This is a genomic window from uncultured Pluralibacter sp. (genome assembly GCF_913775985.1).
Lineage (GTDB): Bacteria > Pseudomonadota > Gammaproteobacteria > Enterobacterales > Enterobacteriaceae > Pluralibacter.
Window position 1 is genome coordinate 10,783 of sequence record NZ_CAJYMB010000011.1, and the last position, 14,758, is coordinate 25,540.

Below are 14,758 nucleotides of genomic sequence, written 5' to 3' on the forward strand. Positions count from 1 at the left end.
CGTTCAATATAAATTGTGTCTTAATTGTTAGCGATTTTGATTTCAATGGTTACAAAAATAGTGAGGAAACGGGATGCCAAACCTTTCACCACCCTCTGAAAACAGAGAAAAAGACAAAATCAATCCGGTGGTTTTTTACACGTCGGCGGGGCTGATTTTGTTGTTTTCCCTGGTCACGATTTTTTTCAGTGATTTGTCTGCCGCCTGGATCAGCCGCACGCTGAACTGGGTGTCTGCAACGTTTGGCTGGTACTACCTGCTGGCAGCCACGCTGTATATCGTCTTTGTGGTCTGTATTGCGGGGTCGCGCTACGGCTCGGTCAAGCTCGGGCCGGAACAGTCGAAGCCGGAATTTAGCCTGCTGAGCTGGTCGGCGATGCTGTTCGCCGCCGGTATCGGCATCGATCTGATGTTCTTCTCGGTGGCCGAACCGGTAACCCAGTACATGCAGCCGCCGGAAGGGCAGGGGCAGACGCTGGAGGCCGCGCGCCAGGCGATGGTCTGGACGCTGTTCCACTACGGGCTGACCGGCTGGTCAATGTATGCCCTGATGGGGATGGCGCTCGCATACTTTAGCTATCGTTATAATTTGCCGCTTACTATCCGCTCGGCGCTGTACCCGATTTTCGGTAAAAAAATAAACGGCCCTATCGGCCACACGGTGGATATCGCGGCGGTGATCGGTACCATTTTTGGTATTGCCACTACGCTCGGTATTGGCGTGGTGCAGCTCAATTACGGCCTCAGCGTGCTGTTCAACATTCCCGACAGCATGGCGGCGAAAGCGGCGCTGATTGCGCTGTCGGTGATTATTGCCACCATTTCCGTCACCTCCGGTGTAGATAAAGGCATCCGCATCCTCTCCGAGCTGAACGTGCTGATGGCGCTGGGGCTGATTCTGTTCGTGCTGTTTATGGGCGACACCTCGTTCCTGCTCAACGCGCTGGTGCTTAACGTTGGTGACTACGTTAACCGCTTCCTCGGCATGACGCTCAACAGCTTTGCTTTTGACCGGCCCACCGAGTGGATGAATAACTGGACGCTGTTCTTCTGGGCGTGGTGGGTAGCGTGGTCGCCGTTCGTCGGCCTGTTCCTCGCGCGCATCTCCCGCGGGCGTACTATCCGCCAGTTCGTCATGGGCACGCTGATCATTCCATTCACCTTCACCCTGCTGTGGCTGTCGGTGTTCGGTAACAGCGCGCTGTACACCATCCTTCACGGCGGCACAGCCTTCGCCCAGGAGGCGATGAACCATCCCGAACGCGGCTTCTACAGCCTGCTGGCGCAGTACCCCGGCTTTACTTTCAGCGCGTCTATCGCGACGATTACCGGCCTGCTGTTTTACGTCACCTCGGCGGACTCCGGCGCGCTGGTGCTGGGCAACTTCACCTCGAAGCTGAAGGACATCAACAGCGACGCGCCGAACTGGCTGCGCATCTTCTGGTCCGTAGCTATCGGCCTGCTGACCCTCGGGATGCTGATGACCAACGGAATTTCGGCGCTGCAAAACACTACGGTGATCATGGGCCTGCCGTTCAGCTTCGTGATCTTCTTCGTGATGGCCGGGCTGTATAAATCCCTCAAGGTGGAAGACTACCGCCGCGCCAGCGCCAGCCGCGAAACCGCACCGCGCGCCATTGGCATGCAGGATCGGCTGAACTGGAAAAAGCGCCTGTCGCGTCTGATGAACTATCCCGGCACCCGCTATACCAGCCAGATGATGGATACCGTCTGCTTCCCGGCAATGGAAGAGGTGGCGAAGGAGCTCAAGCTGCGCGGGGCGTACATCGAGCTGAAAAAGCTGCCGCCGGAGCATGATGAAACGCTGGGCCACCTGTCGCTGCTGGTGCACCTGGGGGACGAGCAGAACTTCATCTACCAGATCTGGCCCCAGCGCTATTCGGTGCCCGGCTTTACGGTGCGCGCCCGCAACGGTAAATCCACCTACTACCGGCTGGAGACCTTCTTGCTGGAGGGCAGCCAGGGTAACGACCTGATGGACTACAGCAAGGAGCAGGTGATTACCGATATTCTCGACCAGTACGAGCGGCACCTGAACTTTATCCACCTGAACCGCGAGGCGCCCGGTAACAACATTACTTTCCCGGATGCCGCCACGGAACGTGAGTCAGGCTAACGCCAGAGTGACAACGCTGTCGTCGATCTGCCGCCAGGGAAGGCGGCAGTTTTCCCCCGCCAGCGCCGGATGGAATCCGGCATTAAGACGCAAGGTCAGACTATCGCTGCCGCAGTGAATCACCTCTGCGGTGCTAAATTCAGGAATGTGATTGAGACGAAAAGAGAGCGCTTTGTACAGGCTCTCTTTTGCGCTGAACGCCAGCGTTAATCCCGGCGGGAAATCCAGCCCGCAGGCCTCCAGCACCTTCCGCTCCGCCGCGCCGATAATCCCCGGCGCAATCTCTTCGCAGTGCCCGGCGTCAATAATCTTCTCGATATCAACCCCAACTGGCGTTTTAGCCACCGTAGCCAGCGCGCGGTTTCCGCAGTGGCTGATGCTGCCGTACCAGCCGTCCGGCCACAGAGGCTGGCGGCGGTCGCCCGTTCCGGCAACGTGCTCGATGCCGTGCGCCTGCAGGGCGTAAAACGCCGCCAGGCGGCCCGCCAGATGTTCGGCTTTGCGCTTGACCACCGCGCGGCTAAAGTTCGGGTGATGCGGCAGCCAGCGCAGATCGTCGTCGCTGAAGGTAGCGGGATCAAAATCAACGCGGTGCAGGATGTGTCCGCTGAGAGAAAAGGTGCTGTGGCGGGTGTGCATGGGGCGGTCTCCTGATTCTCCTCCCCGGGGAAGGGGAGGAGCAGAGCATATCAGAAGCGGGTGTTAACGCTCATATACCAGGTGCGGCCCGGTTCGTTATAGGTGTTGGCACCGGCGCCGTACATGTAAGAGTTGGTATTAATATTCCCCGTGGTCTGGGCGTTGCCCTCGCGGTACAGGCGCTTGTCGAAGACGTTGTCCACGCCGCCGGTCAGGCTGACGGTTTTGGTAACGTCCCAGGTGGCGCTCAGGCCGACGATGCTGTACGGGCTGACTTCGCTGCTGTCAGAACCATGTACGCGCTTGCCCTGGTAGTCAAACTTCTTCGGCTTCTGGGTGCCGTACCAGGTCAGGGTTGACTGCAGGGAGAGATCTTCCCGCGCCTGCCAGCTCAGGGTCGAGTTGAGGGTGTAGTCCGGGATGATCGACAGGCGCTCGCCGGTCTCTTTGTTTTTGCTCTTCAGCATGTAAGTCAGGTTGTTGGTCCAGTTAATGGTCTCGCTAACCGGCACGTTCAGCGAGCCTTCCAGCCCTTCCACTACCGCGCGGTGAATATTTTCCCACTGGTAGATATCGGTTTGGTTTTTGCCGCTGCCGATGCGTTCCACCGGCACCGTGCCCGCCTCAATCTTGTTGTGGTAGTCGTTGCGGAACCAGGTCACGCCCGCCTGCCAGCCGTCGCGCTTGAACTCCAGCCCGATCTCTTTGTTAATGCTGGTTTCCGCATCGAGGTTGTCGTTGCCCATCAGGTAGCAGCCGATACCGCTTGCCGAACCGGTGGCGTAGCAGCCCTGGCCCTTGCTGTAGAGAATGTAATTCGAGTTTGTCTGGTACAGGCTCGGTGCTTTGTAGGCGCGGGCGATGCCCATTTTCAGGGTGAAGTCGTCGCCGAGGCCCTGGGACAGGTTCAGGGACGGGCTCCAGTTGTCGCCGGTAACGGTATGGTGATCGAAGCGCAGGCCCGGCGTCAGCATGGTGGTGTCGGTCAGCTCGATATTATCTTCGGCGAACAGGGAGAAGATTTTGGCTTTCGAATAGGGGCTGCGCTGGCTGTTGTCAAAGCCCGGAATGGTGCCGCCCATGAAAGTTTGCGAGTTGGAAAGCTCATCTTTCAGTTTTTGCTGGTTCCACTCGGTGCCCAGCGTCAGGGTCTGGTTTACCAGCAGCTGCAGCGGCAGGTTTACTTCACTGTGCAGGGTGACGTCGCTCAGGTCGGCATCGACAAATTTCTGCGACGCCTTCGGATCGAAAATCCCTTCCGTGCCGCCCGCCAGGCCTTCCGGGGTGCGGGAGTTGCGGGTGTGCTCGTACTGGGCCCAACTGGTGGTGGTGACGCCGTTGTCCCAGCCGCCGTTCCAGGTCAGGGCGTAGGTCTGGCGATACAGGCGGTTAGTCTCTTTGCCGTAGCGATCTTTGACCAGCGCGTTGGTGTTGGTGTTCTGAGTATCCCCGGCATACAGGTTGCCCTGGCGGCTGTAGCCTGCTTCAAATTCCAGGGACTGCATCGGCGCGAAGTCCCAGCGCACCGAGCCGTTAATGTCTTTATTGATAACCCCTTCGCGGCCTGCCGGCATGGTGTCGGAATAGGAGCCGGTGCGCAGGGAGGTATGCCCTTTGTTGATATCCCAGGCGTCGGCCTGGGTCTTATCGAGGTTGCCGTACAGGCGGAAGCTGAAATCCCCGCCCAGCGGGCCGTTGAGGCTGAAGTTAGTGCGCTTGGTGGCGCCTTCGGATTTGTGCTCCGGCGCGTTGAAGTAGGTGTCCCACGAACCGTGCCAGTCGCTGCCGCCTTTTTTAGTGATGATGTTCACCACGCCGCCCGCCGCGCCGTTGCCGTAGCGCGCCGCCGCCGGGCCGCGCAGCACTTCAATGCGTTCGATCATTTCCGGCGGCACCCAGGCGGTATCGCCGCGGGTATCACGCTCGCCGCGCCAGCCCAGGCGCACCGAGTTGCGGCTGGTGACCGGCTTGCCGTCCACCAGAATCAGGGTGTTTTCCGGGCCCATGCCGCGAATATCAATCTGGCGGTTGTTGCCGCGCTGGCCGCTGGTGGAGTTGCCGGTCAGGTTCACGCCGGGCATTTTGCGGATAATTTCTGAGATGTCGCGGGCCGGCGGGCTCTTGCGGATCTCATCGGCGGTGATGGTAGAAACGCCGGGCGCCTGCAGGTTCTGCTGCGCGGCGGTGACGACGATGGTCTCTTCGGCGTCTTCCGCTTTTTTATCCGTCGTTTCTGCGGCCTGCAGCGGCAGCGCCACCCCGTAGATACCCAGATTGACCCAAAGAGCCAGTGATTTTAATTTGCTGTGCATGCTGTTATTACCCCGTTTGTCAAAACGCATCACCGGGTTCCTGTGAAATCAGCCTTCCCGATGGCTAAATAATGCAAAGTGCCCTTAAACCAAGCGCGGCAATACGCTATTGCAAATGCAAATAGTTATCAATAATATTATTAATAATTTATTACGCACGACGCAAAATTTCACAGCGGTTACGGAGTGAGCTTGACCGAGAGAGTTACGACAGGCAGTGAAGCCTGGTGGGCGCGCCTTCGCGGGCCCGAATGGCAGCGTGAAGGCAGCCGCTGCCGGGTTACCTTTTACTGGCGCGATCCCGCGGGCACCGAGCGGGAATCAGCCATCCGCCGGGTCTGGCTGTATGTCACCGGGGTCACCGATCACCATCAAAATGCCGTCCCGCAAACCCTTCAGCGCCTGCCGGGCAGCGACGTCTGGCAGCTGCAAATAACGCTGCCGTCCAGCTGGCGCGGCAGCTACTGCCTAATCCCTTCCGCACGCGATGACGATTTCGACCCGGCGCTGTTCACCGGCGGCGCGCCCGACCGCGCCCTGCTGCGCGAAGGCTGGCGCCGGCTGCTGCCCCGGGCGATAGCCGATCCGCTGAACCCGATTAGCTGGCGGGGCGGGCGCGGGCATCCGGTTTCCGGCCTCTCGCTGCCCGACGCGCCGGAACAGCCCGGCTGGGACCGGACAGAAGAGCCCTGGTCGCCGCCGGACATCATTGAGTGGCGCAGCGTGCGGCTGCGCAACGCGCGGCGAGTGTGGATTTATACCACCGGCGACGCCGGGCCGGAGCCGCGCCCGCTGGCGCTGCTGCTGGACGGCCAGTTCTGGGCCGAAAGCATGCCGGTGTGGCCCGCCCTGGCGGCCCTGACCCGCGAAGGCAGGCTGCCGCCGGCGGTATACGTGCTGGTGGACGCCATTGATACCGCCCACCGCAGCGCCGAGCTGCCGTGCAATCACGATTTCTGGCTGGCGCTGCAGGAAGAGCTGCTGCCGCAGGTTCGCCAGCTCGCGCCGTTTAGCGACAAAGCTGAGCACACGGTGGTGGCCGGGCAGAGCTTCGGCGGCCTGGCGGCGCTGTTTGCCGGGCTTTACTGGCCGCAGCGTTTTGGCTGCGTGCTGAGCCAGTCCGGCTCCTTCTGGTGGCCCCGGCGCGATGCCCGCAGCGGCGGGATCGTCATTGAACAACTTGCCCGCGGCGACGTAACGCCGCGCGGGCTTCGCCTGTGGCTGGAGGCGGGCCGGCGCGAGCCGGTCATTTTCCAGGCCGCGCAGGCGCTTTTGGCCGAGCTGCAGCGCCTGGGGCAGCCCGTTTTCTGGCATCCGGTTGACGGCGGCCATGACGCGCTGTGCTGGCGGGGTGGACTTACCGCCGGGCTGATCCAACTCTGGCAGCCCCTGACGGACAGCTAAAAGCGCTTTATCCGAGGAGTTTGGTATGCAAGTCAGTAATCCCTTCGACGACGCGCGGGGACAATTCTACATTTTACGCAGCGGCCAGGGCGCGTTCAGCCTCTGGCCGCAGCAGTGTGCGCTACCGCCAGGCTGGGACATCGTTTGCGAGCCGCAGCCGCTGGATAACTGCAACGCCTGGCTCGCCGACGGCTGGACGACCCTGACCCCTGACTATTTCGCCGGAGTCCGTCATGAGTGAACCTTTACCGCTGGTTGCCGCCCAGCCCGGCATCTGGATGGCCGAGCGGCTCTCCACGCTGCCTAACGCCTGGAGCGTGGCGCATTATGTTGAGCTGGAAGGCGCTATCGACGCCGTTCTGCTGCAGCAGGCTATTGTCCGGGGGCTGGCCGACGCCGACACCCTGCGCCTGCGTTTTGAGGAGCGCGACGGTGAGGTCTGGCAGCGCCTCGACCCGGCATGGACGCCGCCGACGCCTGCCATTGACGATTTACGCGCGGCTGACGATCCTCTCGCCGCCGCTGACGCCATTATGCGTGCCGATCTGGCGCAGAATACCCGGGCGGACAGCGGTAATCCGCTGCTGTGCCACCGGCTGCTGCGCGTCGGGGAAGCCCGCTGGTTCTGGTACCAGCGCTATCACCACCTGCTGGTAGACGGCTTCAGCTTCCCGGCGATCACCCGCCACATCGCGCACATCTACGCCGCGCTGCAGCGCGGGGACGCGCCGCCCGCATCGCCGTTTACCCCCTTTACTGAGGTGGTTGAGGAGTATCAGCGCTATCGCGACAGCGAAGCTGTGAGTCGGGATAAAGCGTTCTGGGCTGCGCAGCGTGCGGCGCTGCCGCCGCCGGCCTCCCTTTCCACCGCGCCGCTGCCGGGACGCGCGGCAACGACTGACATCTGGCGGCTGAAGCTGACCGCCAGCAGGCAGGCGTTCAGCCGCCTGGCGGCCTCGGCGGGCGCGGTGCAGCCCACCGATTTGGCCCTCGCCCTCGCGGTGCTGTGGCTCGGGCGCCTGTGCGGGCGCAGCGACTACGCCGCCGGCTATATCTTTATGCGCCGCCTCGGATCGGCAGCGCTGACCTCTACCGCGCCGGTGCTTAACGTGCTGCCGCTGGCGGTAACTATTCAGGCAGAAGAAACGCTGCCGGCGCTGGCTGCCCGGCTGGCGGCGCAGCTGAAAAAGATGCGCCGCCACCAGCGCTACGATGCCGAGCAGATCGTCCGCGACGGCGGAAATGCGGCGGGAGACGAGCCGCTGTTTGGTCCGGTATTCAACATTAAAGTGTTTGATTATCAGCTGGCGCTGCCGGGCGTTACTGCCACCACCCACACCCTCGCCACCGGCCCGGTCAACGATCTGGAGCTGGCGCTGTTCCCGGATGAGGCCGGCGGCCTGTCGGTAGAGATTCTGGCAAACCGCCAGCGCTACGGCGAGGCCGAGCTGCGCCGCCACGCCGCCCGGCTGGAGGCGATGCTCGCCCAGTTTGCCGCCCGTCCGGGGCTCTCCTGCGGCGAGGTCGATCTGGTGTCTGACGAAGAGCGGCAGCGGCTGGCGGAGATCAACAGCACAGCCGAGGCGGTGGAGGAAACCACGCTTAGCGCGCTGGTAGCCCGCCAGGCGGCGCTAACCCCGGACGCCCCGGCGCTGGCGGACGCACGTTATACCTTTACCTATCGCGAAATGCGCCAGCAGGTAGTCGCGCTGGCTAACCAGCTGCGGACGCGGGGCGTGAAGCCCGGCGACAGCGTGGCGGTGGCCCTGCCGCGCTCGGTGTTCCTGACGCTGGCGCTGCACGCTATTGTTGAAGCGGGTGCCGCCTGGCTGCCGCTGGACACCGGCTATCCCGACGACCGGCTGCGGATGATGCTGGAAGATGCCCGCCCGTCGCTGCTGATTACCTCTGAGGACCAGCGCCACCGCTTCCCGCAGGCGGAGATCTTAAGCTACGACGCGCCGCTGCCCGCGGCAGACGGCGCACCGCTGGATCTTTCGCGCCCGCAGCATACCGCCTACATCATTTTTACCTCCGGCTCCACCGGGCGCCCGAAAGGGGTTATGGTCGGGCAAACCGCTATTGTTAACCGCCTGCTGTGGATGCAGGCGCACTATGCGCTGGGCCACGACGACGTGGTGGCCCAGAAAACCCCGTGCAGCTTCGATGTGTCGGTGTGGGAGTTCTGGTGGCCCTTTATCGCCGGGGCGAAGCTGGTGATGGCTGAACCGGAGGCCCACCGCGATCCGCTGGCAATGCAGCGCTTCTTCGCCCATTACGGCGTCACCACCACCCACTTTGTTCCCTCGATGCTGGCGGCGTTTGTGGCCTCTCTGGACAGCGAAAGCGTGGCTTCCTGCCGCAGCCTGCGGCGGGTGTTCTGCAGCGGCGAAGCGTTGCCGGTGGCCCTGTGCCGCGAGTGGGAGCAGCTGGCCCGCGTGCCGCTGCACAACCTGTACGGGCCGACGGAAGCGGCGGTGGACGTCAGCTGGTATCCGGCGTTTGGGCCGGAGCTGGCGGCGGCCACCGGCAACAGCGTGCCGATCGGTTTTCCGGTGTGGAATACCGGCCTGCGCATTCTCGATGCCGGGATGCGCCCGGTGCCGTTCGGCGTGGCGGGGGATCTTTACCTGACCGGCGTCCAGCTGGCGCAGGGCTATCTCGGCCGCCCGGATCTTACCGCCGGGCGCTTTATCGCCGATCCTTTTGCTCCCGGCGAGCGGATGTACCGCACCGGAGACGTGGCCCGCTGGCTGGAAAACGGCGCGGTGGAGTACCTCGGGCGCAGCGACGATCAGCTGAAAATTCGCGGCCAGCGCATTGAGCTGGGCGAAATCGACCGCGCGATGCAGGATCTGCCGGGCGTGGCGCAGGCAGTGAGCCACGCCTGCGTCTTCAACCCGCCCGCCGCCACCGGCGGCGACGCCCGCCAGCTGGTAGGCTATCTGGTGTCCGCCTCGGGCCAGCCGCTGGACAGCGACGCCCTGCTGGCGCGGCTGCGCGAGCAGCTGCCGGCGCATATGGTGCCGGTGGTGCTGCTCCAGCTGGAGGCGCTGCCGCTCAGCGCCAACGGCAAGCTGGACCGCAAGGCGCTGCCGCTGCCGTCCCTGACGCCAAAAGCGGCGGGCAGGGCGGTAGAAGGGGATATTGAAACTGCGATAGCGGAGGCCTTCAGCACGCTGCTCGGCTGCGAGGTGAACGATGTTGAGGCCGACTTCTTCGCCCTCGGCGGGCACTCCCTGCTGGCAATGCGCCTCGCCGCCGCGCTAAGCCGCCGCTTTGACCGTCAGGTCACGCCGGGACAGGTGATGGTGGCCTCTACGGTCGGCAAGCTCAGCGCGCTGCTGGCCCGGGCGGACGACGCCAGCGCCCGCCAGATGGGCTATGAAACGCTGCTGCCGCTGCGCGAGAGCAGCGGCCCGACCCTGTGGTGCTTCCATCCGGCGTCCGGCTTTGCGTGGCAGTTCAGCGTGCTGGCCCGCTGGCTGAGCCCGCGCTGGTCGATTACCGGCATCCAGTCGCCGCGCCCGGCGGGGCCGATGGCCAGCAGCGAGACGCTGGACCAGCTGTGTGACGCACATCTACATACGCTGCTGGCGCAGCAGCCGCACGGGCCCTACTACCTGTTCGGCTACTCCCTCGGTGGAACCCTGGCCCAGGGCATTGCCGCCCGCCTGCGCCAGCGCGGCGAAGAGGTGGCGTTCCTCGGCCTGCTGGACACCTGGCCGCCGGAGACGCAAAACTGGGCGGAAAAAGAGGCCAACGGCCTCGATCCTGAAGTGCTGGCTGAAATTGGCCGCGAGCGGGAGGCATTTCTCGCCGCCCAGCAGGGACAGGGTTCTGAGGCGCTGTTCAGCACTATCGAGGGTAACTATGCCGATGCGGTGCGCCTGCTGACTACTGCCCACAGCGTGCCCTTTGACGGTAAGGCGACGCTGTTTGTTGCTGAGCAAACCCTGACGCCGGGCATGGAGCCGCAGGCGATCTGGGCACCGTGGGTGGCAGAGCTGGAGGTATACCGCCAGGACTGCGCCCACGTGGAGATAATTTCTGCCCGGGCGTTCGACACCATCGGCCCGATTTTGCAGCGTATTCTGGCTTAGTCCGCATACTCCCCTCGTTGAGGGGAGTTTTTTCCCTTTCTGCCAATTATTCCATTCAGGAATGATTTCTATTATTTAAATTCACTTCCCGCCTCAATCCCGCCTGATATACTCGCCTTCTCTTTTTGTATGACAAATAGGGCGCACCGTTATGGCGACGTCACGGGGTATTGAACAGATGGAAAATATACTGGAAGTCCAACATAAAGTTGATCACTGGCAGCGCATTTGCGGCGAGCTGCTCGCCAAAGCCGATATCGGGATAAACGGCTCCCGCCCCTACGATATTCAGGTCAAGAATCCGAAGTTCTACAAGCGGGTGCTGCAGCAGGGCTCGCTGGGGCTCGGCGAAAGTTACATGGACGGCTGGTGGGACTGCGCGCAGCTGGACGAGTTTATCGCCCGCATCGTGAAGGCCGATCTGGAATCCTCGCTGAACATGAACCTGCAGGATATGCTGCGTATTGCCGGGGCGCGGATGGTGAATCACCAGACAAAAAAGCGCGCCTGGATCGTTGGCAAGGAGCATTACGATCTTGGCAACGATCTGTTTGCGCTGATGCTCGATCCGTGGATGCAGTACTCCTGCGGCTACTGGAAGGAGGCGCAGACACTGCACGAAGCCCAGCAGGGGAAGCTCAAAATGATTTGCGAGAAGCTGCAGCTGGCGCCGGGGATGACGCTGCTGGACATCGGCTGCGGCTGGGGCGGGCTCGCCGCCTACGCCGCCGAGCACTACGGCGTTAAGGTCACCGGACTGACGATCTCGGCGGAGCAGCAGGCGTTTGCCCAGACGCGCTGCGGGCACCTCGACGTGGAGATCCTGCTGGAGGACTATCGCGATCTCGACCGCCAGTTTGACCGGATCGTCTCCGTCGGCATGTTCGAGCACGTCGGCCCTAAAAATTACGATACCTATTTCCGGGTGGTGAACAAAAACCTGCGTCCGGACGGCATCTTTTTACTGCATACCATCGGCTCCAACAAAACCGATCTCAATGTCGATCCGTGGATCAATAAATATATCTTCCCCAACGGCTGCCTGCCGTCGGTGCTGCACATTGCCAGCGCCAGCGAGCCGTACTTCGTGATGGAAGACTGGCACAATTTCGGCTGCGATTACGACAGAACCCTGATGGCCTGGAACGCGCGCTTTCAGGAGAGCTGGCACCTGATCGAAGAGAACTATTCGCCGCGCTTTCGGCGGATGTTCACCTACTACCTGAATGCCTGCGCCGGCGCGTTTCGCGCGCGCAATATTCAGCTCTGGCAGGTGGTATTCACCCACGGCGCCGAAGGCGGCCTGCGGGTCTCCCGCTAGGGAAGACTCAGCCTGCCGAGCGGCACCACCAGCGGCGTGCCCGCCACCGGATCGGGAATTATCGTGCAGCGCATGCCGTAAAGGCGCTCGATAAGATCGGCGGTGACGATCTCCCCCGGCGCGCCTTCGGCGATGATTTTGCCGTCCCGCAGGGCGATCAGGTGGGTGGCGTAGCGGCAGGCCTGATTGAGATCGTGCAGCACTGCCGCCAGAGTGTAGCCCTGCTCGCGGTTGAGGGCGCTCAGCAGCTCCATCAGGTCAATCTGGTAGCTGATATCAAGCCAGGTGGTTGGCTCGTCGAGCAGCATAATCTGCGTCTCCTGGGCCAGCACCATCGCGATCCACGCCCGCTGGCGCTGGCCACCGGAGAGGGTATCTACGCTCTGATCCGCCAGCGTCGTCACGCCGGTGGCCTGCATCGCCCGCGCTACCGCCTCGTCGTCCTCTTTGCGCCAGCGGGCGAACAGCGGTTGGTGCGGATAGCGCCCGCGCGCCACCAGCTCCTGTACCGTAATATCCCCCGGCGTGGTGGCGTTCTGCGCCAGCAGGCCGATGCGCCGCGCCACTTCTTTACTGGCATAACGCTGGATCTGCTCGCCGTCCAGATAGACGTGGCCGCTCTGCGGCGTCATCAGGCGGCTCAGGGTGCGCAGCAGCGTGGACTTGCCGCAGCCGTTGGGGCCAATGATTGCCGTGAAGTGGCCGTCAGGAATGGCGACGCTCAGGCCGTCGGCAATGATTTTTTTGCCGTAGCCCAGCGTTAGCTGCTCCCCGCGCAGGCGGGCTTCTGTGGTGCTCATCGTTTCCGGGACTCCTGAATCAGCAAACCAATAAGGTACAGGCCGCCAATGCTGACGGTGACAACCCCTACCGGCAGCTGGTAGGGCATAAACAGGCGCTGGGCGCAGAGATCCGCCAGCGACAGCAGCAGCGCGCCGCACAGCGCCGCCTGGGTCAGGCCCCAGCGGGCGGTGCCGCTCAGGCGACGGGCGATGTGTGGCGCCACCAGCGCAATAAAGGAAATCGGCCCGGCGACGGCGGTTGACGCGGCGGTAAGCAAAACCGCCACCAGCATCAGCAGCAGGCGGGAGCGCTCGACGCTGACCCCGAGCGCGCAGGCGGTATCGTCGCCCATCTCCAGCAGACGCATCCGCCGGGCCAGCAGCGCCGCCGCCGCCAGCATCAGCGCGATCAGCGGCGTGGCGGGCAGGGTTTTCGCCCAGGTCAGGCCGTTGAGCGAGCCGGCGTACCACAGCCCGGCGGAGAGCGCCGTTTCCAGCGAGGCTTTCAGCAGCAGCCAGGTATTAAACGCCATCAGCATCGCCCGCAGGCCGATGCCGATAATAATCAGCCTGAAGGTGTCGATGCCGTTGCGCCACGCCAGCGCCCAAATGGCGAGGGACGTTACTACCCCGCCGGCCATCGCCACAAACGTTGTCGCCGTCGGATGCTGGCCAAACAGCACCATCGACAGCAGCACGCCGCTCCAGGCGCCGACGTTCAGCCCCATCACGTCGGGACTGCCCAGCGGGTTGCGCAGCAGCGACTGGAAAATGGCGCCGCTCACTCCCAGCGCGGCGCCCACTACCAGCGCCATCACCACCCGCGGCAGTCGCCATTCGGTGACCACCAGCGCCACGTTACGCGGCGCGCTGCCGGTAAGGGCCTGAAGCACCTGATTCACCTCAAGCGGTACGGCACCGCTGCACAGTCCCCAGATAGAAACCAGCAGCGCGGCGATAATCAGCAGAACACAGGTCAGCAGCAGGCGGCGGGAAGGGGCGATCACCGGACACCTCCCGGACGGCGGCGCACCAGGAATATCAGCACCGGCGCGCCGATAAAGGCGCTCACCACCGAGACCCGCATCTCGCCGGGCACCAGCAGGCGGCCGATCACGTCGGCAATCAGCAGCAGGGCGGGAGTAGCAAGCAGGGTCACCGGCAGCGACCAGCGGTGATCCGCTCCCGCCAGCCAGCGGGCGACGTGGGGCATCATCAGTCCAATAAAGGCAATCGGACCCACCAGCGCGGTGGCGCCGCCGCTGAGGACGGTGATGGCCAGCAGTCCCAGCAGCTGGGTGCGGGCCACTTTATTGCCCAGCGCGGTGGCGGTATCGGTCCCGAGGTTAAGGCTGTTGAGGCTGCGGCTCAGGCCCAGCGCGAGGGCGATAGCCGCCAGCACCGGCAGCACCACGACCTTCAGGGTTTGCAGCGAGCGAATATCCAGCGAGCCAGCCTGCCAGAAGCGCAGCTGGTCGTACACGTCGGGATTGAGCAGGGCAATGCCGTTGGTGAGCCCCTCCAGCACCGCGGCCAGCGCCACGCCTGCCAGGGTCAGGCGCACCGGGCTCAGCTGCCCGCCGCCCTGGCTGCCGGTAAAGGCCACCAGCAGCGAGGCGGCCAGCGCGCCGCAGAAGGCGAGGCTCATCTGCTCCAGCGGGGAGCTAAAGCCGAACAGCGCCGCGCCGAGCACGATGGCGAAGCTGGCCCCGGAGTTGACGCCGAGAATGCCGGGATCCGCCAGCGGATTGCGGGTAAGGGTCTGCATCAGCGCCCCGGCAAGGCCGAGGGCCGCCCCGGCCAGCAGGCCGGCCAGCGTGCGCGGCAGGCGGGCGTCGAGCACGACAGTGCAGTCCGCGCTGCGGCAGGTGCCGCTCAGGGCGTCCATCACCGTGGAAACGGGAAGCGGTCGGGCGCCGATCAGCAGGCTGAGCGCGGCGGCAAGCAGTAAAAGTATGAAAAAACCGGGCACCGCGACGGCGCGCTGTGCGGCGGGGGAGAACGACATATCTACATCCCTGAGTTGATAATGATAGTGCTTATCGTTATCGATCTTATCT

The 14,758-nt window shown here is 63.4% G+C and carries 10 protein-coding genes; 5 read left to right on the forward strand and 5 right to left on the reverse strand.

Annotation, left to right across the window (positions count from 1 at the left end; translation table 11 throughout):
- Window positions 1-73 precede the first annotated feature (73 nt).
- A complete protein-coding gene (locus tag QZ766_RS01300; protein WP_297196417.1) occupies window positions 74-2,137 on the forward strand; it encodes a choline transporter in 2,064 nt (687 codons plus the stop codon).
- Here the strand turns inward: QZ766_RS01300 and entD are convergent.
- Window positions 2,129-2,776, reverse strand: a complete 648-nt coding sequence (gene entD / locus QZ766_RS01305) for an enterobactin synthase subunit EntD (protein WP_297196418.1) — start codon at window positions 2,774-2,776, stop codon at window positions 2,129-2,131. The genes QZ766_RS01300 and entD overlap by 9 nt on opposite strands.
- 50 nt (window positions 2,777-2,826) lie before the next feature.
- Window positions 2,827-5,088 (reverse strand): TonB-dependent siderophore receptor, encoded by a 2,262-nt coding sequence (locus QZ766_RS01310; protein ID WP_297196452.1) that lies wholly within the window; start codon window positions 5,086-5,088, stop codon window positions 2,827-2,829.
- Window positions 5,089-5,280: 192 nt separating this feature from the next.
- Between QZ766_RS01310 and fes the strand changes: the two genes are divergently transcribed.
- The 4 genes from fes (at window position 5,281) to cfa (ending at window position 11,916) form a co-directional block, all read left to right on the forward strand.
- Window positions 5,281-6,492 (forward strand): enterochelin esterase, encoded by a 1,212-nt coding sequence (gene fes / locus QZ766_RS01315; protein WP_297196420.1) that lies wholly within the window; start codon window positions 5,281-5,283, stop codon window positions 6,490-6,492.
- Between the two features lie 25 nt (window positions 6,493-6,517).
- Entirely contained in the window at window positions 6,518-6,733 is a 216-nt protein-coding gene (locus QZ766_RS01320) for an MbtH family NRPS accessory protein (RefSeq protein ID WP_297196421.1), read from the forward strand.
- A complete protein-coding gene (gene entF, locus QZ766_RS01325) occupies window positions 6,726-10,595 on the forward strand; it encodes an enterobactin non-ribosomal peptide synthetase EntF (protein ID WP_297196423.1) in 3,870 nt (1,289 codons plus the stop codon). Before QZ766_RS01320 ends, entF begins: the two co-directional genes overlap by 8 nt.
- Window positions 10,596-10,773: 178 nt before the next feature.
- Window positions 10,774-11,916, forward strand: a complete 1,143-nt coding sequence (gene cfa / locus QZ766_RS01330; RefSeq protein ID WP_297196454.1) for a cyclopropane fatty acyl phospholipid synthase — start codon at window positions 10,774-10,776, stop codon at window positions 11,914-11,916.
- Here the strand turns inward: cfa and fepC are convergent.
- The 3 genes from fepC to fepD are packed head-to-tail and all read right to left on the reverse strand — an operon-like array spanning window position 11,913 to window position 14,706.
- Window positions 11,913-12,716 (reverse strand): iron-enterobactin ABC transporter ATP-binding protein, encoded by an 804-nt coding sequence (gene fepC, locus QZ766_RS01335; RefSeq protein ID WP_297196424.1) that lies wholly within the window; start codon window positions 12,714-12,716, stop codon window positions 11,913-11,915. The two genes, cfa and fepC, sit on opposite strands and share 4 nt — an antisense overlap.
- A complete protein-coding gene (fepG, locus tag QZ766_RS01340; RefSeq protein ID WP_297196426.1) occupies window positions 12,713-13,705 on the reverse strand; it encodes an iron-enterobactin ABC transporter permease in 993 nt (330 codons plus the stop codon). Before fepG ends, fepC begins: the two co-directional genes overlap by 4 nt.
- Window positions 13,702-14,706, reverse strand: a complete 1,005-nt coding sequence (fepD, locus tag QZ766_RS01345) for a Fe(3+)-siderophore ABC transporter permease (protein ID WP_297196428.1) — start codon at window positions 14,704-14,706, stop codon at window positions 13,702-13,704. The genes fepG and fepD overlap by 4 nt, the downstream gene beginning before the upstream one ends.
- Window positions 14,707-14,758: the final 52 nt, after the last annotated feature.